Raw genomic sequence first — 25,099 nt, forward strand, 5'->3', positions numbered from 1 at the left:
ACGGTTTGTTGGCAATACGGTGACAGTAATATTCATTTATACGACTGAAATATGACGATCGTCCGACAGGGGAAAATCGGCCGGTCACGACTCACCGGTTTCTGCGCGATTCACAGTTTAATTGCACTTTTATGACACTTGCGTCATTTTGTTGCGAAATCGCACCCGGGGGCAGAAGATGCCCTGCAATCGATAGTCAGTTACGGGAGAATAGACATGCCCCTTACCGCTCTGATGACCGCCGCGCTCCTGGGTCAGTCGGCCTTCTCGCTCGCGGTCGAAGCTCCGCCCGCCGACAAGGTGCAGGACGTGGCCTATGAGGAACTCGCCAGCGGCCGTTCGGAAGCGGCGTTGCACAAGCTGGAGGCGAGCGATGCCGTGCGAACCGGTGATCCCGCCGCATTGATCAATCTCGGCGCAGCCTATGCCGGCGAGGGGCAGACGGCCAAGGCGATTGCCACCTACCGGACCGCGATCGCGAGCCGTGACCGCTACGATCTTGAACTCGCCGACGGCTCATGGATGGATTCCCGCCTGGCGGCGCGCACCGCGCTCAGCCGGTTGCTTGTCTCGACGGCGCAGGCTTCGCGCTGAGCGGTCTGCCCGCGCTGGGGGCAATCGGGGTGGCGAGGTTCCCGCTTCATGCCTCGGGTCGCATGCTTTAATAATACGGGAGCTGTTGCGGGATGAGGGCGCCGGCTGGAACCGGCGCCCTCTGCGCGTTTCGGCGGCAGCGCAAAAAATTCCTGCAACATGTGTGTAAGGTTGGCCGTGTTATCGTCACATACTTGTCATTAGTATGGCGCAATGGGCGCTCATACGGAGGGTATGGTGATTCGATACGTTGAGATTTCGCGCCGCAAGCTTGGTGGCGTTTTTGGCGCTTTTGCAGGCATTTTTGCGGCTCTGGCCCCGGTTGGTGCCCACGCGCAGGCCGTGGTCAATGATCCGGCCGGCAGCGGTCCGATCGTGGCCGCGCTCGGCTGGCTGCAGGGCACGCTGCTTGGTAATGTAGCGACTGCCGTGGCCGTCATGGCGGTGGCCGCCGTCGGCTTCATGATGCTGACGGGCCGCATGAACTGGCGCTTTGGCGCCACTGTCATCATCGGCGTGTTCATCCTGTTCGGCGCCGGTGCGATCGTTTCGGGCATTCAGCAGGCGGCGGTAGGCTGATGGCGCTCGCCCGCTATCCGGTGCACCGCGCACTCACGCGGCCGCAGATGTTCGCGGGCGTGACCTACAGCTTCTTCATCATCAACGCCGCGGTAACGACAGAAATTTTCCTGATCACAAAAAGTTTCTGGGCATTGCCTGCTGCGGCGGCGATACATGGTATCGGCTATCTCGCCTGCTTGCGGGAGCCGCGCGTGTTCGACCTGTGGATCGCCAAGGTCAGCAAGTGCCCGCGTGTTGCCAACTGGCAGCGCTGGGGCTGCAACAGCTACGCGCCCTGAGCGGAAGCGCGGAAGGGGAGTTATGAGCAAGAGCAAGAAATCGCCGCTGAAGGGCTGGGGCGCCAAGGAAGTCCTCGTTGGCGACCGGCTGCCTTATGCGGCACTGGTGGACGAGAACGTCCTCCTGCTGCGCGACGGTTCGGTGATGCTCTCGCTGATGGTGCCGGGGGTCGCGTTCGAGACGGCCGACACTGACGAACTCAACGCACACGTCGCCACGCGCGAAGTGCTGCTGCGCTCGACGCTAGATTCGCGTTTCGTGCTCTATCATCACGTGATCCGCCGCCGCGTGGAAATCGAGATGGAAGGCCATTTCGAGGATCCGCTGGCCGCGCATATCGATGCGCGCTGGCGGGCGCGCACCGGCTCGGGCGCACTGTTCGTCAACGACCAGTTCATTACGCTGGTGCGCCGTCCCGCGCGCGGCAAGGCAGGCTGGGCGGACAAGTTCTCGCGCATGATGAAGAACAAGGGCCAGGCTCCGGCCGAGGCCGATGCCGCCGACGTGCGTGCGCTGCGCGCGGCGGCCAATGCGATGGTCGCTTCGCTGGGGGCCTACGGAGCCCGCCTGCTGGGCGATTATGAAGGTCAGGCAGGCACTTGTTCCGAAGTGCTCGAGCTGCTGAGCGCGCTCTACAACGGCGAGATGCGCCCGGTGCGCCGCCCGTCCGAAGAGACCGACATCGGCCACATGCTGGCTTACCGCCGCGTCAATTTCGGCATGGATGCGATGGAACTGCGCGGCGCTGACGGGCGCGGCACGGTCGGTTCGATCGTGAGCCTCAAGGACTATCCCGATTCGACCGGTCCGGGCCTCACCGACGCACTGCTGCGCCTGCCGTGCGAGCTGGTGCTGACCGAGACTTATGCGCCCAGCGACCGCCAGATCGCGCGCGAACGCATCGACCTAGCCATCCGCCGCCTGCGCTCGGCGGACGAGGAAGCCGTGGCCGAACGCCGCGAAATGAGTGCTGCACGCGATGCGCTGGGCACCGGCTCGGTCGGTTTCGGCGACCATCACCTTTCGGTGCTGGTGCGCGCCGAATCGCTCGAATCGCTCGACGAGGTGACTGCCTCCTGTGCCGCCGCTCTGGCCGATGCCGGTGCCGTCGCGGTGCGCGAGGACGTCAATCTGGAGCCGGCGTTCTGGGGCCAGATGCCCGGCAACGAGAGCTTCATCGTGCGCCGCGCGCTGATTTCCAGCGCCAACATGGCCTGTTTCGGCTCGCTCCACGGCTTCGCGATGGGGCAGGCGAGCGGCAATCACTGGGGCGACGCGGTCACGCTGCTGTCCACCACCAGCTCGACGCCGTTCTTCTTCAACTTCCACCAGGGTGACCTTGGTAATTTCACCGTCATCGGTCCGTCAGGTTCCGGTAAGACGGTGGTCATGAACTTCCTTGCCGCGCAGGCGCAGAAGTTCGCCCCGCGCACGATCCTGTTCGACAAGGATCGCGGCACCGAAGTGTTCCTGCGCGGAATTGGCGGCCGCTACAGCCGCATCGCCGCGGGTCATCCGACGGGCTTCAATCCCCTTGCCCTGCCGGATACCGCGGCGAACCGCGCCTTCCTGCGTGATTGGCTGGGCGTGCTGCTCGAAGCCAGGGGCCCCGAGGAGCTGGCCACGATCGCCGGTGCCGTCGATGCGGCCTATCACAACGATCCGTCGCTGCGCCGCCTCTCGCATTTTCGCGAACTGCTGGCGGGTGCCCGCCGTCCCGAGCCGGGCGATCTCGCCTCGCGTCTGGACGCGTGGATTCAGGGCGGCGAGCACGGCTGGCTGTTCGACAACCAGATCGACCAGCTTGATCTTTCGGCCCGCGTGCTCGGCTTTGACATGACCGCGCTGCTCGAAAGCCCGCGCCTTCGCACGCCGGTCATGATGTACCTGTTCCACCGCATCGACGAGCGGCTGGACGGCGAACCGACGATGATCCTGATCGACGAGGGCTGGAAGGCGCTCGACGACGAGGTCTTCGCCGCACGCATCCGCGACTGGCTCAAGACGCTGCGCAAGCGCAATGCCCTGGTCGGCTTCGCCACCCAGTCCGCCCGCGACGCGCTCGACAGCAAGATTGCCACCGCGCTGGTCGAACAGACCGCGACGATGCTGTTCATGCCCAATGCCCGCGCGCGCTACGAGGATTACTGCGAAGGCTTCGGCCTGACCCAGCACGAGCTGGACGTGATCCGCACGCTGCCTGCGCATTCGCGCTGCTTCCTGATCCGCCAGTCCGATGCCTCGGTGGTAGTCCGGCTCGACCTTTCGGGAATGCCCGAGGTGCTCACCGTCCTGTCGGGCCGCGAAAGCACGGTGCGCAAGCTCGACCAGCTGCGTGAGCGTTACGGCGACGAGCCTTCGGTCTGGTATCCGGTGCTCACCGGCCTGCAGTGGCCGGGCGATGCCGAAGACGGCAATCTCTGGATCGAGGCGGCCGAGTAAGCGGTATGTCGAGCGCCTGCGATCAGCTTACCGAAGTCGCTTCCGCCGGGGTCGCCCCGGCGCTGCGCGCGGTCGACTGTGTGGCCAACGAGATGGCCGCCAGCGCTTTCGGCCGCCTGTTCGGCGCGGGCGGCGCGATGGGGCCGGTGCTGACCATTGTGCTCACGCTCTACATCGCCTTCTTCGCCTATTCGCTGTTGACCGGCCGCTCGACGCTCGGCGTTTCGGCGCTGACGCCGCGCATGTTGCGCGTGGGCGTGGTGCTGACGTTCGCGACCAGCTGGCTGGCCTACCAGAACGTCGTGTGGAACCTTGCGCTCGGCGGGCCGGACTGGATCGCCGGGCTGCTGATGGGCGTGAAGGGCTCTGCGACCACGATTTTCGGCGACCGCATCGACATCGTCTTTGCCGCGATTTCGGACATTGCCACGAATGGCAGCGGGCAGGGTGGCGGTGACGCTGCCAAGGCGGCCACCAGCGCTGCCGGGATGCTCACCCCCGAAACGATCATGTGGATGGGCGCGCTGCTGCTGCTGCTGGGCACTGTCGGTGTGCTGCTGACGGCGCGCATTGCGCTCGCCGTGCTGCTGGCGATCGGGCCGATCTTCATCATCATGGGACTGTTCGACGGCACTCGCGGGCTGACTGCGGGCTGGCTGCGCGGCGTTGCCATGACTGCCGTCACGCCGCTGTTCGTGGTGCTGGGCGGCGGCATTACGCTCGAACTGCTGGTACCGATCATCTCGGGCCTCGTGCAAAGCGCGGCCCTGGGCGAGATCGACGGGCGCGCCGCCATGGCGTTCTTCCTCGTCGCTGCCGTGCACGTCGCGCTGATGGTCATGGTGGTCAAGGTGGCTGCGACGATGGTCGCTGGCTGGCGCGTGTTCGGGCTGGCCGGCGAAGAGCGCGGCACGCGCGGCGGGCAGGTGACGGCGGCTCCTGCCGTTTCCACTTTTGCGCCCGCACCGGCTCCGGCCGCCATGCAGGGGCGGGCTTCGGGCATCGCCAGCGCTGGCGCCACGGCCATGGCCGAAGCACCCCAGCATGGTGGCGGCTCCGACACGCGCGGCAGTGATCGCCGCACGGTGGTGACCCACGTCTCTGGCGGAGGCCTTGAGCCGATGCGTTCAAGCGACAACACCTCGCGCACGCGCGGGATCGGCAGCCGCTTCCGCGGCGCCTCGAACGATACCGGCCGCATGCCGGCCAAGGAGAAGATACAATGACCCGCGCCCTGGCATCGCGCGCTGCGCTGCTCGCGCCCGTTCTGTTCGCACTCGCCGTTCCGGCTCACGCCGAGGACACGCGCCTCGTCGCGCATGCCTACAGCGACAACGAGGTGGTGCGCATCGACGGCAAGGCCGGCATTCAGGCGGCGATCGAGTTCGGCGACGGCGAATCGATCGAGAACGTCGCGGTCGGCGATTCCCAGGCCTGGCAGATCACGCCCAACAAGCGCGCGGACATGCTGTTCGTGAAGCCGCTGGAAGCGACTGCGCGCACCAACATGACGGTAGTGACCAACCGCCACACCTATTTCTTCGATCTGGTCGCCTCGCCCAAGGCGAAGCCGCTCTACATGCTGCGCTTCACCTACAAGGACGAGCCGCGCGAGGCACCGGTTCCGGGGGCAGCCATGGCCGGTCTCAACCCGGCCGAGCAGGCGCTGGCCACAGGCGATCCGATGGGCATGCCGGCCGATCCGGCCAGCCTGAACTTCGCGTGGAAGCGTTCGGGCTCGGACAAGCTGCTGCCAGCGCGCATCTATGACGATGGCAATTCCACTTATCTCGTCTGGCCCGAGAAGTCGTCGGTCCCGGCGATCCTCGTCGAGAACGAGAAGGGCGAGGAAGGTCCGGTGAACTATGCGGTGCACGATTCCACGATCGTGCTGCCAGATGTGCCCGGCAAGATCATCCTGCGTTCGGGCAAGGCCAGCGCCGTGCTCGAGAATACCCGGCCCGTTTCCGCCGCGCCCGGTGCGGCGATGGCCGCGAACACGTCCGCTTCATCGACGGCAAAGGGGAACTAAGACATGGCGCCCAATTCTTCCCTGCGTGAACGCATCTCGCCCGAAGGGGCCACCGATCCGCGCGATGGCGAAGGCGCACAGGTCATCGATCTGGCGACCCGCAATGTCCTGCCGCAGGTCTCGCAGCGCAAGCGCGGGGACGGGCTGGGCATGGCTGCCGGTGTCCTGATCATCGCGGCCCTCGGCGGCCTGACCCTGTGGTCGATGGATGCCGCGCGCAACGGGATGGCCAATCCTGACGCCAACCCCGCGCCGCAGCCCGCAGCGCCCGCACCGGCGGCTGCCGTTCCGGCGCCCGAGCAGAAACCCGCCGTTGCCCCGGCTTCGCTGCCTGCACCCGCGCCGGCCCCGGTTCTCGCCGCACCGCCCGCAGCCAACACCGCGCCGGCCGCAAACCCCTATGCCAGCCCGACGGTTGTCTTTGATGTGGGCACCGGTGGCGCGCCGGCGGCCGTGGCGGGCCCTGCTGGCGAAGCCAAGGGCGGCAATGCCAACGAGGATTTCGCTGCGCGCCTTTCGGGCACCGGCACGACCGCAACGGCGGCCAGCTCGTTCGATCCGGCCACCACGGTGACACAGGGCACGCTGATCCCCGCGGTTCTGGAAACCGCGATCGACACCGACGTGCCGGGCTATGTCCGTGCGATCGTGTCCACCGACGTCCGCAGCTTCGATGGCCGCAACGTGCTGGTCCCGCGCTCCTCGCGTCTGATCGGGCAGTACAAGAGCGGGCTCACCGCCGGACAGAAGCGTGCCTACGTGATCTGGACCCGCCTTATCCGTCCGGACGGCGTCTCGGTAAACCTCGGCTCGCCCGCGATTGCCTTTGGCGGCGAAACCGGTCTGGAAGGCAAGGTCAACAGCCACTTCTTCGAGCGGTTCGGTTCGGCCATGCTGCTTTCCGTGGTCGGCGGGTTGTCGACCCTCGCGACGAGCGGCGCCAGCGTAGTGGTTGCGGGCGGCGGGCAGTCGGCGGCTGCCGCGGCGATCCAGAACAATTCCAGCGTGGGGCCGACGATCCGCGTCCGTCAGGGGCAGCCGATCCGCGTGTTCACCGCCAAGGATCTCGATTTCAGCCAGGTCCAGTGACGTATCATGGCGGACGTTCTCATCTTGCAGCCGGAGCGTGCTTCGGGGGCCATGCCCGTGTCTGAATCAGGCCCGGAAGCGCAGTCGCCGCGCAGCGTCTATCTCGATGCCTATCTGGCGCCGCTGCGCCCCTGGCTCGACCGCGAGACGGTGACCGAAATCCTCGTCAACCGGCCGGGCGAAGTGTGGATCGAGGATGCCGCGCATCCGGGTATGCAGCGCGTCATGCTGCCGGAGATGGACAATCGCCTGCTGCAGCGCCTTGCCGAGCAGGTCGCGCGCATCAGCCATCAGGGCATCAACCGCGAGCATCCGCTGCTCTCGGCGACGCTCCCGGCCTATGGTGGCCAGAGTGGCGCCCGTATCCAGCTCGTCGGCCCGCCCGCCACGCGCGCCAACTGGGCCATGGCGATCCGCCGCCACCGTCTGCTCGAACTGCCGCTCGACGCCTATGACCGCGGCCCGATCACGCCCCCACGCGAAGAACCTGCGCCCGATGCGATGGCCGAGCCGATCGCGTTCCTGCGCGATGCCATCCGCCGCCGCCGCACGATCCTGATCTCGGGTGGCACCTCGACGGGCAAGACCACCTTCCTCAACGCGATGCTGTCGGAAATCCCCTCGCACGAACGCGTCGTGCTGGTGGAGGACACGGCCGAACTGCACTTGCCCGGCGCCAACGGCGTGGGCCTGATCGCGGTGAAGGGCGAACTGGGCGAGGCCAAGGTTTCCGCCAACGACCTGCTGCAGGCTGCGCTACGCCTGAGGCCCGACCGCATCGTGCTGGGCGAGCTGCGCGGTACCGAGACCGTGAGCTTCCTGCGCGCGATCAACACCGGCCACCCCGGCTCGTTCTCGACCGTCCACGCCAACACCCCGCGCGGCGCGCTGGAGCAGATCGCGCTGATGTCGATGCAGACCGGCATTGGCCTCACTCGTGCCGAGACGCTGGAATATGCCGCTTCGGTGATCGATATCGTCGTGCAGCTCGACCGTCAGGACGGCAAGCGCGGTATCAGCCAGATCGCGGAGAGCAAAACTCTGGTTGGTTGAAGCGCCTCGCGCCGGTCGTCAGACGGCGGCTAGTGCACCTTCGGGCGTTTCGACCACGGCTTCCAGTTTCAGCCAGTCCGCAAGGGCCTTGAGGTCCTTGGCATTGCCCGAACCGAATAGCGGTTCGGCCAGCGCGTCCAGCGAGAGCACCAGATTGCCCTCGCGGATCGCAAGCGCAGTGGCAGCGATCCCGGACTCGGCAGTGGCCGTGAGGCGGCGGCACAGCCGCACCGCAAGGCCCCAGCCAATCGCGCGGTCGAGGTCGGCCTTGCTGGCAAGCCGGTTGAACTCGGGCGGAACCTGGGTCAGGCCCGAATTGGCGAAGACCGTCATGGCCATCATCGCCCGGCCATGCATGTCCAGCCCGATCCAGCGCTTGCGCAGTGCCCAGGTCAGTGCCTCTTCGGTGCGCAGGTTGGGCTCGGTGCGCATGGTGGCTAGTGCCAGCAGCGTCGCGGCTTGCCGCACTTCGCCGTCCTGCGACTCGTCGAGGCAGACGGGCGTGGTCCAGCGAACGACGCGCATGGCATCGTCGGACGAGACCCTGGCACCCATGGCAAAGCCGGCGACACTGGCCAGCATCGGACTTTCCTGCCGGATCTTTTCGGGAAGCTGGCTGTGCAGCAGCCCCTCGCGCAGGCCCCATGAGGAAAACACGAGATGCGAAGGGTGCAGGTTCGAGATCAGCTGCGCCATCAGAGCGGCGGCATCGGGCAGGGTGGCGAGGCGCGCGTTGGAAATACGCGGGTCCGGATTGTCGATCTTGCCCTTGGCGAAGATCCGGGCGATCCGCAGGGCTTCGCTGCCGGGCAGCTCGAATCCGTGCGGATCGTCAACCGGCCAGTCGAGCACGCGCATCGCCTGCAGCGCGACGGCGCGCCAGGACCCGCCGACAATGTAGAGCGGCTGACCGCGCCCCTTGTCCCAGGCCTGTTCCTTGAGGCCCAAGCGCACGGTGGTCGCGAATTTCTGGGCTCCGGCGGTGCGCATGTCGGGCAGGCGCAGGGTGCCGAAGGGCAGGGTGATGCCGCCATCAAGCACTTCTCCGCCTTCGGGGCCGCCGATTTCGACCAGTTCGAGGCTGCCGCCGCCCAGATCCGCCGCCACGCCGCGCGCATGCGGGAAGGCTGAGATCACGCCGGTGGCGCTGGTGCGGGCCTCCTCCTCGCCAGAGAGCAGGCGGGGGGAGAGACCGAAGCCGCGCACGGCTTCGAGGAATTCCGGGCCGTTGCTGGCATCGCGCGCGGCCGCCGTCGCCACGCATTCGACATTGTGGACCTTGAGCAGCTGCAGCACCCCTGCAAAGCGGGCGAGCGCGGAAAGCGCGGTGCGCATGGACTTTTCGGAGATCGCCCCGGTCTTGCCGAGATCGCGCCCGAGGCGCGCATTGACCTTCTCGTTCAGGATCACCACCGGCGCGCGGGGCGGCCCGTTGTAGACCACGAGGCGCACCGTGTTCGACCCGATGTCGATGATGGCGCGTTTCTCGGTCGAGTGGCTGATGCCGATCATGCAGTCAGACGAATCGTATAGCCCGGCAATTCGGGCGGCCCAAGGCGCCCTATGTCAGATGTTGCCGCGTCTTAGCGAGAGCTTTGGCACTTTTCGTCCACTGGCAATTGCCGCGCCTCGGCCCGAAAGCGACGGATTAGTCATGAAATAGCGGTGGAGGTTGAAAGGATTTTCCACCTTTCCGACGCGCTCGTAGCTGCCGTCAGGGCCCAGAATCCAGCTCTGTTCGGTGTCGAGCAGGTTTGCCATCATGACCTGATCGAGCACCTGATCATGGACGGTCTTGTTACGCATCGGCACCAGGACCTCGACCCGCCGATCGAGGTTGCGGCTCATGCCGTCGGCCGAAGTCAGGAAAACCTTGGCGCGACGGTTGGGCAGGTGGCCGCCGTTGGCGAAGACCCAGATCCGGCAATGTTCGAGGAAGCGGCCAATGACCGATTTGACCGAGATGTTCTCGGACAGGCCGGCGATGCCCGGCCGCAGGCAGCAGATGCCGCGCACGACGAGGATGATTTCCACTCCGGCCTGGCTGGCTTCGTAGAGCTTGTCGATCAGCTGCGGATCGGTCAGCGAATTCATCTTGGCCCAGATCGCCGTGGGCTTGCCGTCCCTGGCACTGGCGATTTCGGCGTCGATGCACTCGTCCAGCTTCGCGCGCAGGCCGATCGGCGAGATCGCCAGCACTTCGGTGCGCTTGGGCTCGACATAGCCGGTGATGAAGTTGAACAGCCGCACTGCGTCACGCCCCGCCGCAGGATCTGCCGTGAAATAGGAAAGGTCGGTGTAAACGCGCGCCGTGATCGGGTGGTAGTTGCCGGTGCCGAAGTGGCAGTAGGTCCGGTTTCCATCGCCTTCGCGGCGGACCACCATCGAGACCTTGGCGTGGGTCTTCCAGTCGACGAAGCCATAGATTACCTGCACGCCCGCGCGTTCGAGCTGGCTGGCCCAGAGCAGGTTCTGCTCCTCGTCGAAACGGGCCTTGAGCTCGACCACGGCGGTCACCGACTTGCCCGCTTCCGCCGCCTTGATGAGGGCGGAGATGATCGCCGATTGCTTGCCTGCGCGGTAGAGCGTCTGCTTGATGGCGATCACGTCCGGATCGCGCGCGGCCTGGCGCAGGAAATCGATCACCACCTCGAAGCTCTCGTAGGGGTGCTGGATCACGATGTCCTTTTCGCGAATGGCCGCGAAGATATCACCGTCATGTTCCAGAATGCGTTCGGGATAGCGGGGCGAATACGGTTCGAACTTCAGTTCGGGCCTGTCCTCGTCGCACAGAGAGGAGAGGCCGGTAAAGCCGATCAGGCCATCGGTCTTGAGAATCAGGGCCTTGTCGAGCCCGAGCTGGGTGCGCAGCAGTTCCTCGGCCGCCGGGTCGAACTTGCCCTGCAACTGCAGCACGATCACGAGGCCGCGGCGGCGGCGCTGGATCGCGGTGCGGTAGTAGCGCACCAGATCCTCGGCATCTTCCTCGATCTCGATGTCGCTGTCGCGCAGGATGCGGAAGACGCCGTGGCCGTTGAGCTTGAAGCCGGGGAAGATCTGGCCGGCATTGCGGCAGATCAGGTCCTCGATCGAGATCCACGCCGCCTGCTCGCCGGGGAGGCGGATGAAGCGCGGCAGCGAGGACGGGATCAGCACCATTTCCATCACCGGCGCGTCGTCCGCCGTGCGAGTCAGCGAGAACAGCACGCCGATGCCCTGGTTGGCGACGAAGGGGAACGGGTGCGCGGGGTCGATCGCCTGCGGCGTGATCACCGCCATGATGTGTTCTTCGAAGTATTCGCGCAGCCAGCGTTCGCGCGCGGCATCGAGCTTTTCCTCGCCGATTACCGCAATTCCGGCATCGGCCAGTTCGTCCTTGAGGCCGGACCAGACCTTCTGTTGTATCTCGTCGAGCGCAAGCACCTTTTCATGCGTGGCCGACAGCGCCTGAGAGGGCGTCATGCCGTCGATCGAGATTTCCTCGACCTGGCTGCGCACTTGCCCGGCGAGGCCGGCGACGCGTACCATCAGGAACTCGTCGATGTTGCTGCCCGAGATGGAGAGGAAGCGCAGGCGTTCCAGAAGCGGGTAGTTCGGATTGGTCGCTTCGGCCAGAACGCGCTCGTTGAAGGCCAGCCAGCTCAGTTCGCGATTGAAATAGCGTTCGGGCAGAGTGGCGAGCTGCGATGTTTCGCAGGTTTCCGTGGCGTCCGATTCTTCGCGAATATCCAGCATGTTTCTCGTTTTCACAGGGAAGGCCCTTGCACGCAAGCATGACAATTGCGGGGCAGTGAGGACAAACTTGCCTGAATCTATCGAAATTGATCAAGTCGGGAAATGAACATCGTTGCAGCGCAGCATCGTTTGGCGCACACTCGCCCCTGATGATCAAGGCAGCCCTGCACCATCTCACCCGCTACCGCTACTCGAAGCGGATCAAGCTCGGCCCCCAGGTGATCCGGCTCCGCCCGGCACCGCACAGCCGGACGGCAGTGCCGAACTACTCGTTGAAGATCAGCCCGCCCGAGCATTTCCTGAACTGGCAGCAGGATCCGCACGGCAACTGGCTGGCGCGGGTGGTGTTCCCCGATCCGATCGACCACTTCTCGATCGAGGTGGACCTGCTGGCCGAGATGGCGGTGATCAACCCGTTCGACTTCTTCGTGGAGCCGGACGCGGAGGAATATCCCTTCACCTACTCGGAGGCGATGAAGGCAGACCTTGCAGCCTATTTCGAGCTGGAAGGGCAGGGGCCGCTGTTCGAGGAGCTGGTGGCCCAGCATGCCGATTATGAAGGGCGTACGGTCGATTTCCTCGTCGATATCAATTCCAGGCTCCAGCAGCGCATCAACTATGTGATCCGCATGGAGCAGGGCGTGATGACCCCGGAAGAGACGCTGACGGCGGGGATCGGTTCGTGCCGCGACTCCGCCTGGCTGCTGGTGCAGCTGCTGCGCCGCCTCGGTTTCGCAGCACGGTTCGTCTCCGGCTATTCGATCCAGCTGGTGGCCGACGTCATTCCCAAGGAAGGCCCGCAGGGCGTGCTCGAGGATGTGACGGACCTTCACGCCTGGGCCGAGGCCTACGTGCCGGGCGCGGGCTGGATCGCGCTCGATGCCACGTCGGGCATGTTCGCGGGTGAGGGGCACATCCCGCTCTGCGCCACGCCGCATTACCGCTCGGCCACGCCGATCGAGGGCATGGCCGAACCGGCCGAAGTCGATTTCCACTTCGAGATGGACGTCTCGCGCATTGCCGAGGCGGTGCGCATCACCAAGCCGTTCACCGACGAGCGCTGGGACAACCTGCTGGCACTGGGCGACCAGGTCGATGCGGACCTGACAGCAAATGCCGTCAATCTGACGATGGGCGGCGAGCCGACTTTCATTGCCGCCAGCGACTTTGAGGCGCCCGAATGGAATGCCGAGGCTGTCGGCCCGACCAAGGCGGCCTATGCCGACCAGCTGATCCGCCTGCTGCGTCAGAAGTTTGCCCCCGGCTCGCTGCTGCATCACGGTCAGGGCAAGTGGTATCCGGGCGAGACGCTGCCGCGCTGGGGCTATTCGATCTACTGGCGCAAGGATGGGCTGCCAATCTGGCAGGATGACAGCCTGCTGGCCGGCGAGAAACCGCTGGAAAAGGGCGGTGATCCCGATCCGGTGCCGAGCGTCGACGTCAAGAATGCGGCCCGACTGCTGCAGGCCGTGGCCGAGGGACTGGATGTCAGCCCCGAGTTCGTCCAGCCCGTCTATGAGGACAGGGGCGTGTGGATGTTGCGGGAGGATGAGCTGCCGGTGAATGTCACGCCGCTCGATCCCAGCATCGAGGACGAGGAAATGGCCCGCCGTTTCAAGCGTACTTATCGCCGCGGGATCGAAAAACCGGTCGGTTTCGTGTTGCCGGTGCAGCGCTGGAACGCCCGGGACGAGCGCGCGCCGCGCTGGCGCAGCGAACTCTGGCGCGTGCGCAAGGGCGTGTTGACTGTGGTTCCCGGCGATTCCGCGGTCGGCTATCGCCTGCCGCTCGGCTCCCTGCCCTATGTGGGACCGGCAAATTTCCCGTACATCCATCCGCGCGATACGGCTGAAGAGCGCGAGCCGCTCGCCGATTTTCGCAGTCAGGTGATCGAGCGCGGAACCCAGTCGCGCGAACGGCGCTCCGGCCAGCGTTTCGAACATGTGCCCGAACCGCACATGTTTCCGCAGCCCGCGGTCGAACAGGACATCATCGAAGGCGCTGTGCGCACGGCCATGACGGTCGAGCCGCGCGGCGACTATCTGGCGGTGTTCATTCCGCCGACCGAATGGCTGGAGGACTACCTCGAACTGGTCGCGGCCGTCGAAGTCGTGGCGGAGGAGCTCAAGCTGCCGGTCCGCATCGAGGGCTATCCGCCACCGCCCGATCCGCGCCTTACCGTGCTCAAGGTCACGCCCGATCCCGGTGTGATCGAAGTGAACATCCACCCCTCCACCTCCTGGCGAGAGACGGTGGAGATCACCGAAACGCTTTACGATTGCGCGCGCGAGGTGGGCCTGACCGCCGACAAGTTCATGGTCGACGGGCGCTCGATCGGCACTGGCGGGGGCAATCACATCGTGCTGGGCGGGCCGAGCCTGCTCGACAGCCCGTTCATCCGCCGTCCGGACCTGCTCAAGAGCTTCGTCATCTACTGGCAGCGGCATCCGTCGCTCAGTTACCTGTTCTCCGGGCTGTTCATCGGCCCGACCAGCCAGGCGCCGCGCATCGACGAGGCCCGCCACGATGCGCTCTACGAGCTTGAAGTGGCCCTTTCGCAGGTACCCGGGCCGCACCTGCAGCAACCTGCGCCCTGGGTGGTGGACCGGCTGTTCCGCAACCTGCTCGTCGATGTCACCGGGAACACCCACCGGACAGAGATCTGCATCGACAAGCTGTTCAGCCCCGATGGGCCGACCGGGCGGCTGGGCCTTGTCGAGTTCCGCGGTTTCGAGATGCCGCCGGATGGCAAGATGAGCCTTGCCCAGCAGTTGCTCCTGCGCGCGCTGGCCGCGTGGTTCTGGAAGGAGCCGCAGGACGGGCCGCTGGTGCGCTGGGGCACGCAATTGCATGACAAGTTCATGCTCGGCCACTTCGTCTGGGCCGATTTTCTCGACGTGCTCGCCGACTTGGGCCGGGCAGGCTACGACTTCGATCCCAAATGGTTCGAGGCGCAGCGCATGTTCCGGTTTCCCGTCCACGGTGAAGTCGAAGGCGGCGGCGTTTCATTGGAAATCAGCCACGCGCTGGAACCGTGGAATGTGCTGGGCGAGACCGGCGCGATCGGCGGTACCGTGCGCTATGTGGACAGTTCGACGGAGCGCCTGCAGGTGAGGGCATCGGGGCTTGTCCAGGGCCGCCACGTCATTACCTGCAACGGCCGCCGCGTGCCGCTGACCACGGTTGCTCCTGGAGAAGGCGTTGGCGGCGTGCGCTACAAGGCGTGGGCGCCGGCCGAGTGCCTGCACCCCATGCTGGCGTCCAACCCGCCGCTCACATTCGACATCTATGATCTGTGGAATGGCCGCTCGCTGGGTGGCTGCGTCTACCAGGTCGCGCACCCGGGCGGGCGCAGTTACGATACGGTGCCGGTCAACGACTATGAGGCAGAGGCCCGGCGCAAGGCGCGATTCTTCGACAACGGACACTCACCCGGTCCGCTGCCGGTGCCGCCGGTGGAGATGTCCGGCGAGTTCCCGTACACGCTCGACTTGCGCCGCCCGATTGGCCTAGTGTGAGGGTATGGCGAAAAAGCCGTCCGTCAGTACCGTGGAGCGCCCGGCGGGGTGGCTTGAAGGCTATCCCGTAGAGATTGCCGGGGGTGATCTCTACGGGGACGCCTCCGGGGCTGCGGCGGTGCGCTGGAAATCGGTCGCCGAAGGACTGGCGGCGAGTTCCGACGGCGATCTCGCCGCCCTGCAGGATGCCGCGAGCCGTCATGCACAGGATCTCGGGCTGGCATTCCGCGTCACCGGCGATGAGGACGAGCGCGGCTGGCCGATCACGGCCATGCCGCTCGTCATCAGTGCCGACGAATGGGCCACGGTAGAGCGGGGCCTGATCCAGCGGGCCACAATGTTCGAACAACTCGCTGCAGACGTTTACGGTGAGCAGCGGCTGGTGAAGGAAGGCCATCTTCCGGCAGCGGTGGTGGCGGGCAGCCCGTTCTTCGCGCGCAAGATGCTGGGCAATATTCCGCCACAGGGCAACTTTCTGCACGTCTATTCGGCCGATCTGGCCCGGGGACCGCGCGGGCAGTGGCGGGTGCTGCAGGATCGCGTGCGGATTGCCGCGGGCGTCGGTCACGCGCTCGAAAACCGCCTCACGATGCTGCGCGCGTCGGGCAGCGTTCTGGCCGACAATCGCGTCCGCCGCGTCAGCGAGTTCTTCGCGTTGATGCGCGACGGCATGGCGGCTGCCTGCGGCCGCGACCAGCCCCGCATCGCCCTGCTGACGCCGGGGCGTTTCAACCAGTCCTATGCCGAACAGGCGCATCTCGCTCGCTATCTGGGTTTTCCGCTCGTGGAGGGGCGGGATCTCTCGGTGATGGACAACCGCCTCTATGTCGGCACCATCGCCGGGCCGAAACGGGTCGATGCGGTCTGGCGCTGGATCAACACCACCTCGCTCGATCCGCTGTCGTTTGATTCCAAGTCCCAGCTGGGCGTCGCCAACCTGTTCGAGGCCTGGGCAGCGGGTGGGGTCGGGATGGTCAACTGGCCTGGGGCCGAGGTTCTGGAGACACCCGCCTTTGCCGCTTTCATGCCGCGGCTTTGCAAGGTCCTGCTGGGAGAGGAGCCCATGCTCCCGAATATCGCCACCTGGTGGTGCGGGCAGGTGGCCGAAAGCGCGACGGTGTCCGGACGCTTGGACGAGCTGGCGCTGCTGCCTGCCTTCGGGCTCCCGGTGGAGGGGCTGCAGACGCGTCAGCCGGTCGCAGGGGCCAGTCTGGAGCCGGACGAGCGTCAGAAATTGCTGGAGGCCATGCAGCGCAGGCCGATGGATTACTGCGGACAGGAAATTGTCCACCTTTCGACGACCCCGGCGGTCATCGATGGCGCCATCGTGCCGCGCCCTTTCACGGTGCGGGCCTTCGTCGCGCGCACGGCGGACGGGCAATGGTCGGTCATGCCCGGCGGGCTTGCGCGTCTCTCTTCCAGCAATGCCTTGCCGACCTCGCTGATGGGGGCGGGGGATCTTTCCGCCGATGTCTGGGTGGTGGATCAGAGACCGGCCGGGCCGGCCACGGCTGCGCGTGCGGTCGAGGAACCTGCGATTTCGCGCGGGGGCGGCATTCTGGCCAGTCAGGCGGCGGACAACCTGTTCTGGTTCGGCCGCTACAATGAACGTGCGGAGACGGTCGTGCGGATCGTGCGGACCCTGCTGGGCAGCACGATGGAAGGCGATATCGGCATCGACGGCGAGGGCGTGCGCGTCCGCGGCCTCGTCGACCTGCTTCTCGAGTTCAACGCGATCGCTCCGGCTACGGCCGGGAACCTTCCGGCGGCCGTGTGCGCCCGGGCACTTACCGAAACGCGCCTTCCTGGCGGCGTGGCGGCGCTCATGCGGCGACGGATGCAGACCGGGCTGGCGCTGCGCGAGCGGTTCGCCCGGGATTTCTGGCGGATCGTCAGCCGGCCGATGCCGTCAGTCGATGCCAGCCGGCCGCAAAGCATGCTGGCCAGCGCACGCTGGCTGACCGAGCATTTCAGCGCGCTGGCGGGACTCGTCTCGGAAGACATGGTGCGCTCGGCCGCCTGGCGATTCCTGCAGATCGGGCACCGGATCGAGCGGGGGCAGGCGATCTGCCGCATGGCGTCGAAATTGAGCGCTGAGGAAAGTTCGGCCCAGTCGCTGGGGATGCTGCTTGACCTGTGCGACAGCCAGATCATCTACCGCAGCCGGTACCTGACCGGCCCGATGACCAATCCGGTGCGCGATCTTGTCCTGCTCGATCCGGATAATCCGCGCGCGCTCAAGTATCAGGTCGCCCAGATCGTCGAGCATCTGAGCGCCTTGCCTAGTCTGCGCGACGACAACATTCCCGAGCCGCCCCTGCGTGCCGCGCGCGCGCTGGCGGGTGAACTGGAAGCCGTGCTGGCGCCGGAGATGACGCCCGAAAGGCTCGAGACGATCGAAAAGCAGCTTCAGCACCTGTCCGACGAGATTTCGGAGCGCTACTTCCTCAAGTTCGATCGCGAGGAAGCGGAAAAGAGAACGCGGCTGCTGTGATGCGCTACGCTGTCACCCATATGACCCGGCTTGAATACGCGGCGCCCGTGCGGCTCGCGAAGTTCAATGTACGCCTGCGCCCGGCGCGATGGCCCGGGCAGACCGTGAGTGACTACAAGCTCACGATCGATCCGCAGCCCGCGCAAGTGCACGAGGCGGATGGCGGGTACTATGTGAACGAGGCGCATTTCGGACTGCACGAGCCTATCACCCAGTTGCAGATCGAAAGCCGGTTCACGGTCGAGCGTGAAGCGCTGCCGTTCTTCATTGAGGAGGCTGACGGTCCGCATCTGGCCGACTTGCGCGAACGGGCGATGGCGATGCCCGATCTCTCCGACCTGGCGCCGGCATCCTACATCTTCGCGTCGCCGATCGCCGTGCCCGAACACGAGATCGCGATGTGGGCAGGCTCTTTCCTCGATGACGACATGCCGGTGATGGAGGCGGGGCGCGCGCTGATGCACGCGATTCACGAGGAATTCGCCTTCGATTCCGGCGCGACACAGACCGACACGCCGCCGATCCAGGCCTTTCGCAACCGCCATGGCGTGTGTCAGGACTTCAGCCACGTGATGATCATCGCGGCGCGGGCGCATGGCATTCCGGCGGCTTACGTCAGCGGTTATCTGCGCACGCTGCCGCCGCCAGGGCAGGAACGTCTGGTCGGAGCCGATGCCATGCACGCATGGGTCAACCTGTGGTGCGGCGACGAACTGGGCTGGGTTGGATTCGACCCGACCAATGCCGTGCTTGCCGATACCGATCACATCTTCATCGGCATGGGGCGTGACTATTCGGATGTCGCGCCGCTGGATGGCACTTTCCGGGGATCGTCGCGGCAGACGATGTTCTTCTCGGTAGACGTCGCGCCGCTGGACTGATCCTGCAGCGGGCTCAGGTGCGCAGGTCCCTGGTCCGTGCCGTCTCGCCGGGAAAGATGCCCGCAATTGCCATGACTGCGCCGAGGCGCGAGAGCGTTTCGAGCATGTCGCCGACGCTTTCCTCGGCAATGAGCAGGTCCAGCGTCTCGCGCGTGGCGACTGGACCGCGATCGCGCAGCGAGGTCACGAGTTCGAGAATGACCGCCTCGTGTTCCGACACATGCGGGCAGGACAGCGAGCAGAACGCGAAGGTTTCCAGCGCGTCGCGGTTGAACAGCAGCATCGTGCGATGGAAGGCCTGAAGACCGCCGATCATGCGCCACTTGGCGAACGCCGGTGCCAGCATCCGGGCAGGGCAGCGCTTGTGGCCGATGGCCGTAACCCACGCGCGCATGGACCAGACGAGGAAGCGGGCCCCCTCGTCGAGGGTGCTCAGGGGACGGTCGACATACTGGTACATGTCCGAATCTCCAAAGGGGTTGCAATTGAGAATGATTATCAATAGCTATTGATACGCGGCTTGGCCTTGCGGTCAAGCCCCTCCCGGGCCCGGCGCTTGTCATGGGGCGTCCGGTTCACTCCTGACCTTGGCCGGGGCGGCTTCTTGCCTTGCCCGCCCCGGCCCTGTTTTGGCGGCAGGACGGCGGTAGACCTGCAATAAATTCGGGAACCAAGCGGCTGGTAGCGCACTGTTAACTATCGTTGGTTAGCGTGCGTTGTTTCGCGGAGAGTCTGAACTGGACCGGATGTGCTGAAGTTCAAGGCGACAATACTTGAATTGATCGCCAAAGGCCTGCCTCTGGCAGAGGTCATGCACGGCATCTGTTTGCAGATAGAAGAGCGATTTCAGGGTGTTGTCTGCTCTGTCCTGATCCTGGATCGTAGCGGCACCCTTCATCCGCTGGCCGCGCCGAGCCTGCCGGAGGACTATTCGCAAAGCCTGGACAATCTGACGATCGGACCCAATGTCGGGTCTTGCGGAACGGCAGCCTATCTCGGCCAGCCGGTGGAAGTGCACGATATCGCCCGCGATCCGCGCTGGTCACCCTTTCCGGCTTTTCAGGAGGCGGCGCTGTCGCTGGGGCTGAGGGCCTGCTGGTCGTCGCCGCTGGTCGACGAGAAAAATACCGTTCTGGCCACGTTCGCGCTGTATTTCCGCGTACCGCGCGCACCGACCGGCGAGGAACGCGCGATCGTCGATGTCTGCCTGCACTTGTGCCATCTGGCCTTTGCCCGCCACCTGCGGGTGGCCGACCGCGAGCGGCGCGCCAATACCGATGCTCTGACGGATCTGCCAAATCAGGGCAGCTTCAGCCGGGCCATCGCCCATCTCGGCTGCGAAGAGCCGGGCGCGTGGGGCGTTCTCATGATCGACCTCGATAACCTCAAGACGGTCAACGATACTTTCAGCCATTCTGCGGGCGATCAGTTGTTGCAGGAGCTGGCTGCGCGATTGTCGCGTTTCGTGTTTCCGGACAGCGCGTTCCGCGTCGGCGGAGACGAATTCGCGGTTCTGATCAAGGATCCGGTGCGGCTGCAGGACATGCAGAAGACGGCCACCAGCCTGCTCGAAATCCTTTCCCGCCCCGTCGAGTGCGAGAAGTTCTCGCTTGTCGCCGAAGCCAGTATCGGCGGTGCAATCGTCGCCGGCGATGAAGCCGTGCCGGAAGACGTGCGCTACAAGGCCGATCTGGCACTGCATCATGCGAAGGAGAGCGGGCGCGGCGGGTACGTGCAGTTTGCCAAGGGTGTAGGCAAGCGCATGATTGCGCGTATTTCGTCAATCGAGAGCCTTGATGCCGCCTTGAAGGAAGGGCGCATAGAGGCATGGTATCAACCGGTCGTGCGGCTGGCGGACCGGCGTATTGTCGGCTTCGAGGCGCTGTCCCGGATGGTGTCGCCAGATGGCGAGATCATTTCCGCATCGGCCTTTGCCGAAGCCGCCGGCGACGTGCGTGTAGCCTCGGTCCTGACGCATCGGATGCTGTCGGCCGTGGCGGAAGACATGCGTGCCTGGAGCGCTCTGGGGATCGATTTCGGTTATGTCGCCGTCAACGTCACCGCCGTGGACCTGCGCGGGGGCCGGCTGGGGGAAACGCTGGACCGGCTTTTCCCCGATGAAAGGCTGATGAAACGCCTTATCCTCGAGGTGACGGAAAGAGTGTATATCGGTGAACGCGACAGGCTGGTGTGCGAGGCGTTGGCGCACCTGAGAAGGCGTGGTGTGTACATCGCGCTGGACGATTTCGGCACGGGCTTCGCTTCATTGACGCACTTGCTGGAACTGTCTGTCGATTTCATCAAGGTCGATCAGGCCTTCACCGCCCGGCTGCCTGACGATGATGTGAGCGGAACCATCATCGCCGGACTGGTCGCGATTGCCGGGAAACTGGGCGCATCCGTCACCGCCGAAGGTGTCGAGACGGATGCTCAGGCGGAAAAGCTGCTGGAACTGGGGTGCCAGGTGGGACAGGGCTTCCTGTTTTCGCGCGGTGTTCCTGCCGGCGAGGCGGCGCGCCTGCTCATGCGCCATGGCGCCTCGAACCCGCACGGTGTGCCGTTACCGGGAGGGCGGATTCCCGCCCCTCGGGAAGAGGCAGTTCTGCCCACGGAAGCTCCACGCCGCCGCTACACCCGAACCCGTGCTGCAGGCGAGACCGGATAGAAGCTGCAATCCACAGCTTCTAACTCGGTTGTGCACTGCATTATCCACAGGCTGGCGGCGCGGCCCCGAACCGTTACTCGGTGGTCTTGCCGTCGAAGTGCTCGTGCGCGGTGCTGGCCTCGGCGCAGGTCTTGTGCACCGTGCCGTCGACATGCTCAGGCGGGCCATAGATGGTGTAGAGCTTGAGCGGCTCCTTGCCCACGCTCACCACGTTGTGCAGCGCGCCGGCCGGCACGACGATGCCGTCATCTGCCTTCACCTTGTGCACCACGCCGTCGATCGAGACTTCGCCTTCGCCAGCTTCGATGCGGAAGAACTGGTCGATGTCGAGGTGCACCTCGGCGCCGATCTCGTCACCCGGCTCGATCGACATCAGCACCAGTTGCAGGTTCTGTCCGGTGTAGAGAACGCGGCGGAAGTCGACGTTCTCCTCGGTCAGCTTCTCGATGTCGTCGACGAATCCCTTCTTCATGCGGTCGGCCTTTCCAAGTGCGTGTCGGGGGGAGGATAGCGGGCCTGCGCCGGGCTGCAATTGATCTGGCGCAGGCCGATGCGATTCAGCGGTAGTCGAAGCCGCCTTTGGGCTTAATTTTCAGTGTGTTCTGCTGCATGGCTGTCATCAGGTAGGAGCCGGCGAGCATGGGCAGTTCGAGCATCTGCATCTCGTTGTAGGTCTTGGCCAGCGTGTCCCAGGTCGCGTCGGACATGCAGTAATCGGCCACAAGTTCTTCCATCGCCCGCAGCAGCGCGGCCTCGTGTTCGCTCCAGCCGGGGGCCGAGGAGCCTTCGATCACCCGCTCGATCTCTTCCGGGGTCACGCCGAAGGCTTTGCCGATATCGACGTGCTCGCTCCACTCAAACGGTGCGCGCGCCAGCAGGGAAATGCGCAGGATGGCCAGTTCGCGGTCCCGCAGCGGGATCGTGCCCCTTGCCGCCAGTTCGATGCCCAGCGTCATCTGTCCCTTGAACATGCCGGGGTGGCGCAGGGTGATCAGGCTGACATCGGGGAAAGGACGGTCGTCCGGGATATTGAAGGCGGCGCGGATCGCATCGATCTGTTCCTGCCCTTCGGGCGTGACTTCGTCGAGCCGCAGCGGTGCGTAGCGGGGGCCGTCGCCGACGATCTGTGCCATGCGGGCATCGGCGTCGAATTCGTGCTTTCCAGTGATCGGTTCAGCCATTGTCGGGTTCCAGAAGTGCGTTGGTTGATGCGGGTAAGGGGGTGATGCGGGTCAGGCAGCCGTCTCGCTGAACGGCGCCCAGGTTTCCATGTGCTTGAGATAACCGGCGAACTGCGCGCGGACGGCATCGAAATCGAGCCCGAACTTCGACGGATCGGGCTTGCTCATGCGCCCGGCGCTCTGGTTGCTTTCCCACCAGGCGCTCATGGCGTCCGCGAAGGCGGGAGAGACCTCCTGTCCCAGCCATGCGTAGAGACCGCGCACTTCGCCCAGCGGGTCGCGCTGCATCGCGCGGAAATGGATGTCGTAAAACCGGTCATCGTTGCCCCGCTCGCGGAAGGCGATGGCGCGGCGCATCCCTTCGGACCAGCAGCGCACGTTGAGTTCGCCGATGTAATGGTAATCGACGTGATCGGTGAATTTCTCGATGATGTCGGCATAGACGGTCGCGACCGAGAGCATCACGTCGGTGGGGTCGCGGTGCGTCATCACGAAGCGGGCATCGGGGAACGCGTTGTCGAGCGCGTCGAGATAGAGCAGGTGCGTGGGGGCCTTGAGCCGCCAGGGCTTCGACGGTTCGCCCCACTGCAGCAGCTTGAGCACGCGCTTTTCGTAGAGGTAGGTTTCGGTGTGGTCGGCCTCCAGCAGCCAGCCGGCATAGCTTGGCACTTGCGCAAAGGCCTGGAACATCTGGCTCTTGAAATCGAGCGCCATCAGATCCTGGCATTCCATCGCGCCGTCGATCCCGGTCGGCGTGCGCTTGCTGTCCTTGAGGCTCTCGTCGGCGGCGCTGGAGGCCCCGCGGCGCGGGTCCGGCCCCTCCACGGTCGAGGGCGGGGGGCAGGGCTGCGAGCTTTCCCATACGCGCAGATAGCGGATGTCCGGATCGCTGGAGAGCAGGAACGAAAGCGCCGTGGAGCCGGTGCGCGGCAAGCTGACGCCGAACAGCGGTTCGCGGATTTCCCCGTCGTCGATTTCCGGGTGGCGGCGGTACCAGTCTTCCACCATCAGGCGCTGGCGCAGATAGAGCAGGATGCGGTCGCGCAGGACATACTCGCCCGTCGCATTGAGCCGGGCCTCTGTATTGAGCGAGGTGACCAGTCGCTCCAGCCCTTCGCGGAAGCTGTCGCCGCCAAAATTTTCGAGGCCCGTATCACGCCGGGCCGTTTCGATCAGGTCGCTGTAGTTTTCCATCGGCTTCTACTCTCCCGGGCCGGATTTCCTGTCCGGTTGTTCCGGATCGCGGGAGCACTATGCGTGTTGAAAAGGCCGCGCGCCAACCGCCGCGGCGATGTTGCGGATCAGCCGCGTGCGGCGCGCGCCGCCGCGCCGCCCGCAAAAGGCGCGATGGCCAGCAGGACAAGGCTGGCCGCGCCCGTCAGGGCAAGCCCGCTTTCGCCGCCCATGCCGAGGCTGCCTGCGCCGAAGATCAGGATCGGCACCGCCATCGGGATTACCAGCAGTCCCGACAGCGCCGCACCGCCGCGCAGCCCGGCGGTCAGTGCCGCTACGGTCACGCCCAATGCGGCGAGGCCCGGCGTGCCTGCCAGCAGCCCGATCTCGACGATCCTCAGCGTGTTGCCGTCCAGCCCGAGCAGGGCGGCGGCGGGCAGGGCGGCGAGCATCAGCGGCGGGCCGAAGCTCAGCCAGTGGGCCAGCACGCGCACCGCGATCACCAGTTCCTCGGTAATGCCGCGCAGCGCCCACTGGTCGAACATACCCATTTCGATGTCGGGCTCCACCAGCCGGTCGAGCGGCAGGATCGCGGCGAGCAGGGCGGCAACCCAGATCACCCCGCCGCCGGTCCGTGCCAGCAGCGGCGCGTCGGGGCCGACCGCGAAGGGATAGAGCATCGCCACCGAGAGGAAGAACAGCACCGGCAGCACCGCGCCGCCGCCGCGCCCGCCCAGCAGCAGGCGCGTGAGGTCGCGGCGAAGCAGGGCCATGACGCGCCTGCTCATGCCGCGTACTCCGCCAGCGCAAGACGGCCCATGCCGGGCAGCGCGAACGGCTGGTGCGAGGCAACCAGCGCGATGCCGCCCGCCGCGCAATGTTCGGCGACCAGTGTTTCGGTCAATTCCACCGCATGGACGTCGAGCCCGTTGAGCGGCTCGTCGAGCAGCCACACGCTCGCCTTCTGTCCGATCAGCCGGGCGAGTGCGGCGCGCTTCTTCTGCCCGGTGGACAGGTACCGCACCGGCACGTCTAGCAGGTCCGAAAGGCCAAGGCGCGCCAGTTCGTTGTCCGCCGCGCCGTCGATATGCTGCCAGAATGCCAAAGCCTTGCCGAGCGGCTGGACCGGATCAAGCGCGTGCCGCTCGTCGATCAGGCCGATGGTGCCGTTGACCTCCACCGATCCGGCGAAGGCCGGCGCGAGACCGGCAACGATGCGCAGCAGGCTGGACTTGCCGATGCCGTTGTGCCCCGCGATCTGCAGGGCTTCTCCTGCCGCGAGGCGCAGCGAGAGGCGGCGGAACAGCACCCTGTCGCCGCGCCGGCACGCGAGATCGGTTACGGAAACGGCGGCCCCTTGCATCGACGGGTGCGATAGGGG

20 protein-coding genes are annotated in these 25,099 nt (G+C 65.6%); 12 read left to right on the forward strand and 8 right to left on the reverse strand.

Annotated elements, in window-relative coordinates:
* The first annotated feature begins 216 nt into the window (after positions 1–216).
* From MTR64_RS11560 to virB11, 8 genes are all read left to right on the forward strand, one after another.
* The gene (locus MTR64_RS11560) at positions 217–594 is read left to right on the forward strand and encodes a hypothetical protein (RefSeq protein ID WP_243993949.1); all 378 of its coding nucleotides are present in this window, start codon (positions 217–219) and stop codon (positions 592–594) included.
* Positions 595–828: 234 nt separating this feature from the next.
* A complete protein-coding gene (locus MTR64_RS11565; protein ID WP_419144939.1) occupies positions 829–1,173 on the forward strand; it encodes a TrbC/VirB2 family protein in 345 nt (114 codons plus the stop codon).
* Entirely contained in the window at positions 1,173–1,454 is a 282-nt protein-coding gene (locus MTR64_RS11570) for a type IV secretion system protein VirB3 (protein WP_243993951.1), read from the forward strand. Before MTR64_RS11565 ends, MTR64_RS11570 begins: the two co-directional genes overlap by 1 nt.
* 22 nt (positions 1,455–1,476) lie before the next feature.
* Entirely contained in the window at positions 1,477–3,897 is a 2,421-nt protein-coding gene (locus tag MTR64_RS11575) for a VirB4 family type IV secretion/conjugal transfer ATPase (RefSeq protein WP_243993953.1), read from the forward strand.
* Between the two features lie 5 nt (positions 3,898–3,902).
* The gene (locus MTR64_RS11580; RefSeq protein WP_243993955.1) at positions 3,903–5,123 is read left to right on the forward strand and encodes a type IV secretion system protein; all 1,221 of its coding nucleotides are present in this window, start codon (positions 3,903–3,905) and stop codon (positions 5,121–5,123) included.
* Positions 5,120–5,929 (forward strand): TrbG/VirB9 family P-type conjugative transfer protein, encoded by an 810-nt coding sequence (locus MTR64_RS11585; RefSeq protein ID WP_243993958.1) that lies wholly within the window; start codon positions 5,120–5,122, stop codon positions 5,927–5,929. Before MTR64_RS11580 ends, MTR64_RS11585 begins: the two co-directional genes overlap by 4 nt.
* Before the next feature lie 3 nt (positions 5,930–5,932).
* Positions 5,933–7,018: a TrbI/VirB10 family protein gene (locus MTR64_RS11590; protein WP_243993960.1), complete on the forward strand. Its 1,086-nt coding sequence runs from the start codon at positions 5,933–5,935 to the stop codon at positions 7,016–7,018.
* A gap of 6 nt (positions 7,019–7,024) precedes the next feature.
* The gene (gene virB11, locus MTR64_RS11595; RefSeq protein ID WP_243993962.1) at positions 7,025–8,071 is read left to right on the forward strand and encodes a P-type DNA transfer ATPase VirB11; all 1,047 of its coding nucleotides are present in this window, start codon (positions 7,025–7,027) and stop codon (positions 8,069–8,071) included.
* A gap of 18 nt (positions 8,072–8,089) precedes the next feature.
* Here the strand turns inward: virB11 and MTR64_RS11600 are convergent, their stop codons facing one another.
* Positions 8,090–9,583 carry a Ppx/GppA family phosphatase gene (locus MTR64_RS11600; protein ID WP_243993965.1) on the reverse strand — a complete coding sequence of 498 codons (1,494 nt, stop codon included), beginning with the start codon at positions 9,581–9,583 and terminating at the stop codon, positions 8,090–8,092.
* Between the two features lie 54 nt (positions 9,584–9,637).
* The gene (locus MTR64_RS11605; protein WP_243993967.1) at positions 9,638–11,806 is read right to left on the reverse strand and encodes an RNA degradosome polyphosphate kinase; all 2,169 of its coding nucleotides are present in this window, start codon (positions 11,804–11,806) and stop codon (positions 9,638–9,640) included.
* A gap of 149 nt (positions 11,807–11,955) precedes the next feature.
* On the opposite strand from MTR64_RS11605, the gene MTR64_RS11610 reads away from it, so the two are divergent.
* Genes MTR64_RS11610 through MTR64_RS11620 form a run of 3 tightly spaced genes read left to right on the forward strand, consistent with a single transcriptional unit; the run spans position 11,956 to position 18,699 of the window.
* Positions 11,956–15,324, forward strand: coding sequence for a DUF2126 domain-containing protein (locus MTR64_RS11610; RefSeq protein ID WP_243993969.1), 3,369 nt, complete (start codon positions 11,956–11,958; stop codon positions 15,322–15,324).
* Between the two features lie 4 nt (positions 15,325–15,328).
* On the forward strand, positions 15,329–17,818 hold the full coding sequence (locus tag MTR64_RS11615; RefSeq protein ID WP_243993972.1) for a circularly permuted type 2 ATP-grasp protein: 2,490 nt from the start codon (positions 15,329–15,331) through the stop codon (positions 17,816–17,818).
* Positions 17,818–18,699 carry a transglutaminase family protein gene (locus MTR64_RS11620; protein WP_243993974.1) on the forward strand — a complete coding sequence of 294 codons (882 nt, stop codon included), beginning with the start codon at positions 17,818–17,820 and terminating at the stop codon, positions 18,697–18,699. The genes MTR64_RS11615 and MTR64_RS11620 overlap by 1 nt, the downstream gene beginning before the upstream one ends.
* A 13-nt stretch (positions 18,700–18,712) precedes the next feature.
* Here the strand turns inward: MTR64_RS11620 and MTR64_RS11625 are convergent, their stop codons facing one another.
* Entirely contained in the window at positions 18,713–19,159 is a 447-nt protein-coding gene (locus MTR64_RS11625; RefSeq protein ID WP_243993976.1) for a hypothetical protein, read from the reverse strand.
* A 288-nt stretch (positions 19,160–19,447) separates the two neighbouring features.
* Between MTR64_RS11625 and MTR64_RS11630 the strand changes: the two genes are divergently transcribed.
* On the forward strand, positions 19,448–21,364 hold the full coding sequence (locus tag MTR64_RS11630) for a putative bifunctional diguanylate cyclase/phosphodiesterase (protein ID WP_243993978.1): 1,917 nt from the start codon (positions 19,448–19,450) through the stop codon (positions 21,362–21,364).
* A gap of 73 nt (positions 21,365–21,437) precedes the next feature.
* Here MTR64_RS11630 and MTR64_RS11635 read toward each other — a convergent pair whose 3' ends face one another.
* The 5 genes from MTR64_RS11635 to ccmA form a co-directional block, all read right to left on the reverse strand.
* Positions 21,438–21,836, reverse strand: a complete 399-nt coding sequence (locus MTR64_RS11635) for a cupin domain-containing protein (protein ID WP_243993980.1) — start codon at positions 21,834–21,836, stop codon at positions 21,438–21,440.
* An 85-nt stretch (positions 21,837–21,921) separates the two neighbouring features.
* On the reverse strand, positions 21,922–22,545 hold the full coding sequence (locus tag MTR64_RS11640) for a carboxymuconolactone decarboxylase family protein (RefSeq protein ID WP_243993982.1): 624 nt from the start codon (positions 22,543–22,545) through the stop codon (positions 21,922–21,924).
* Positions 22,546–22,596: 51 nt separating this feature from the next.
* Positions 22,597–23,739: a sulfotransferase family protein gene (locus MTR64_RS11645; RefSeq protein WP_243993984.1), complete on the reverse strand. Its 1,143-nt coding sequence runs from the start codon at positions 23,737–23,739 to the stop codon at positions 22,597–22,599.
* A gap of 107 nt (positions 23,740–23,846) precedes the next feature.
* Positions 23,847–24,506 (reverse strand): heme exporter protein CcmB, encoded by a 660-nt coding sequence (locus MTR64_RS11650; protein WP_243993986.1) that lies wholly within the window; start codon positions 24,504–24,506, stop codon positions 23,847–23,849.
* On the reverse strand, positions 24,503–25,081 hold the full coding sequence (ccmA, locus tag MTR64_RS11655) for a heme ABC exporter ATP-binding protein CcmA (RefSeq protein WP_243993989.1): 579 nt from the start codon (positions 25,079–25,081) through the stop codon (positions 24,503–24,505). Before ccmA ends, MTR64_RS11650 begins: the two co-directional genes overlap by 4 nt.
* Between the last annotated feature and the right edge of the window lie 18 nt (positions 25,082–25,099).

This window comes from Novosphingobium album (ex Hu et al. 2023), assembly GCF_022832385.1.
Taxonomy (GTDB): Bacteria; Pseudomonadota; Alphaproteobacteria; order Sphingomonadales; family Sphingomonadaceae; genus Novosphingobium; species Novosphingobium album.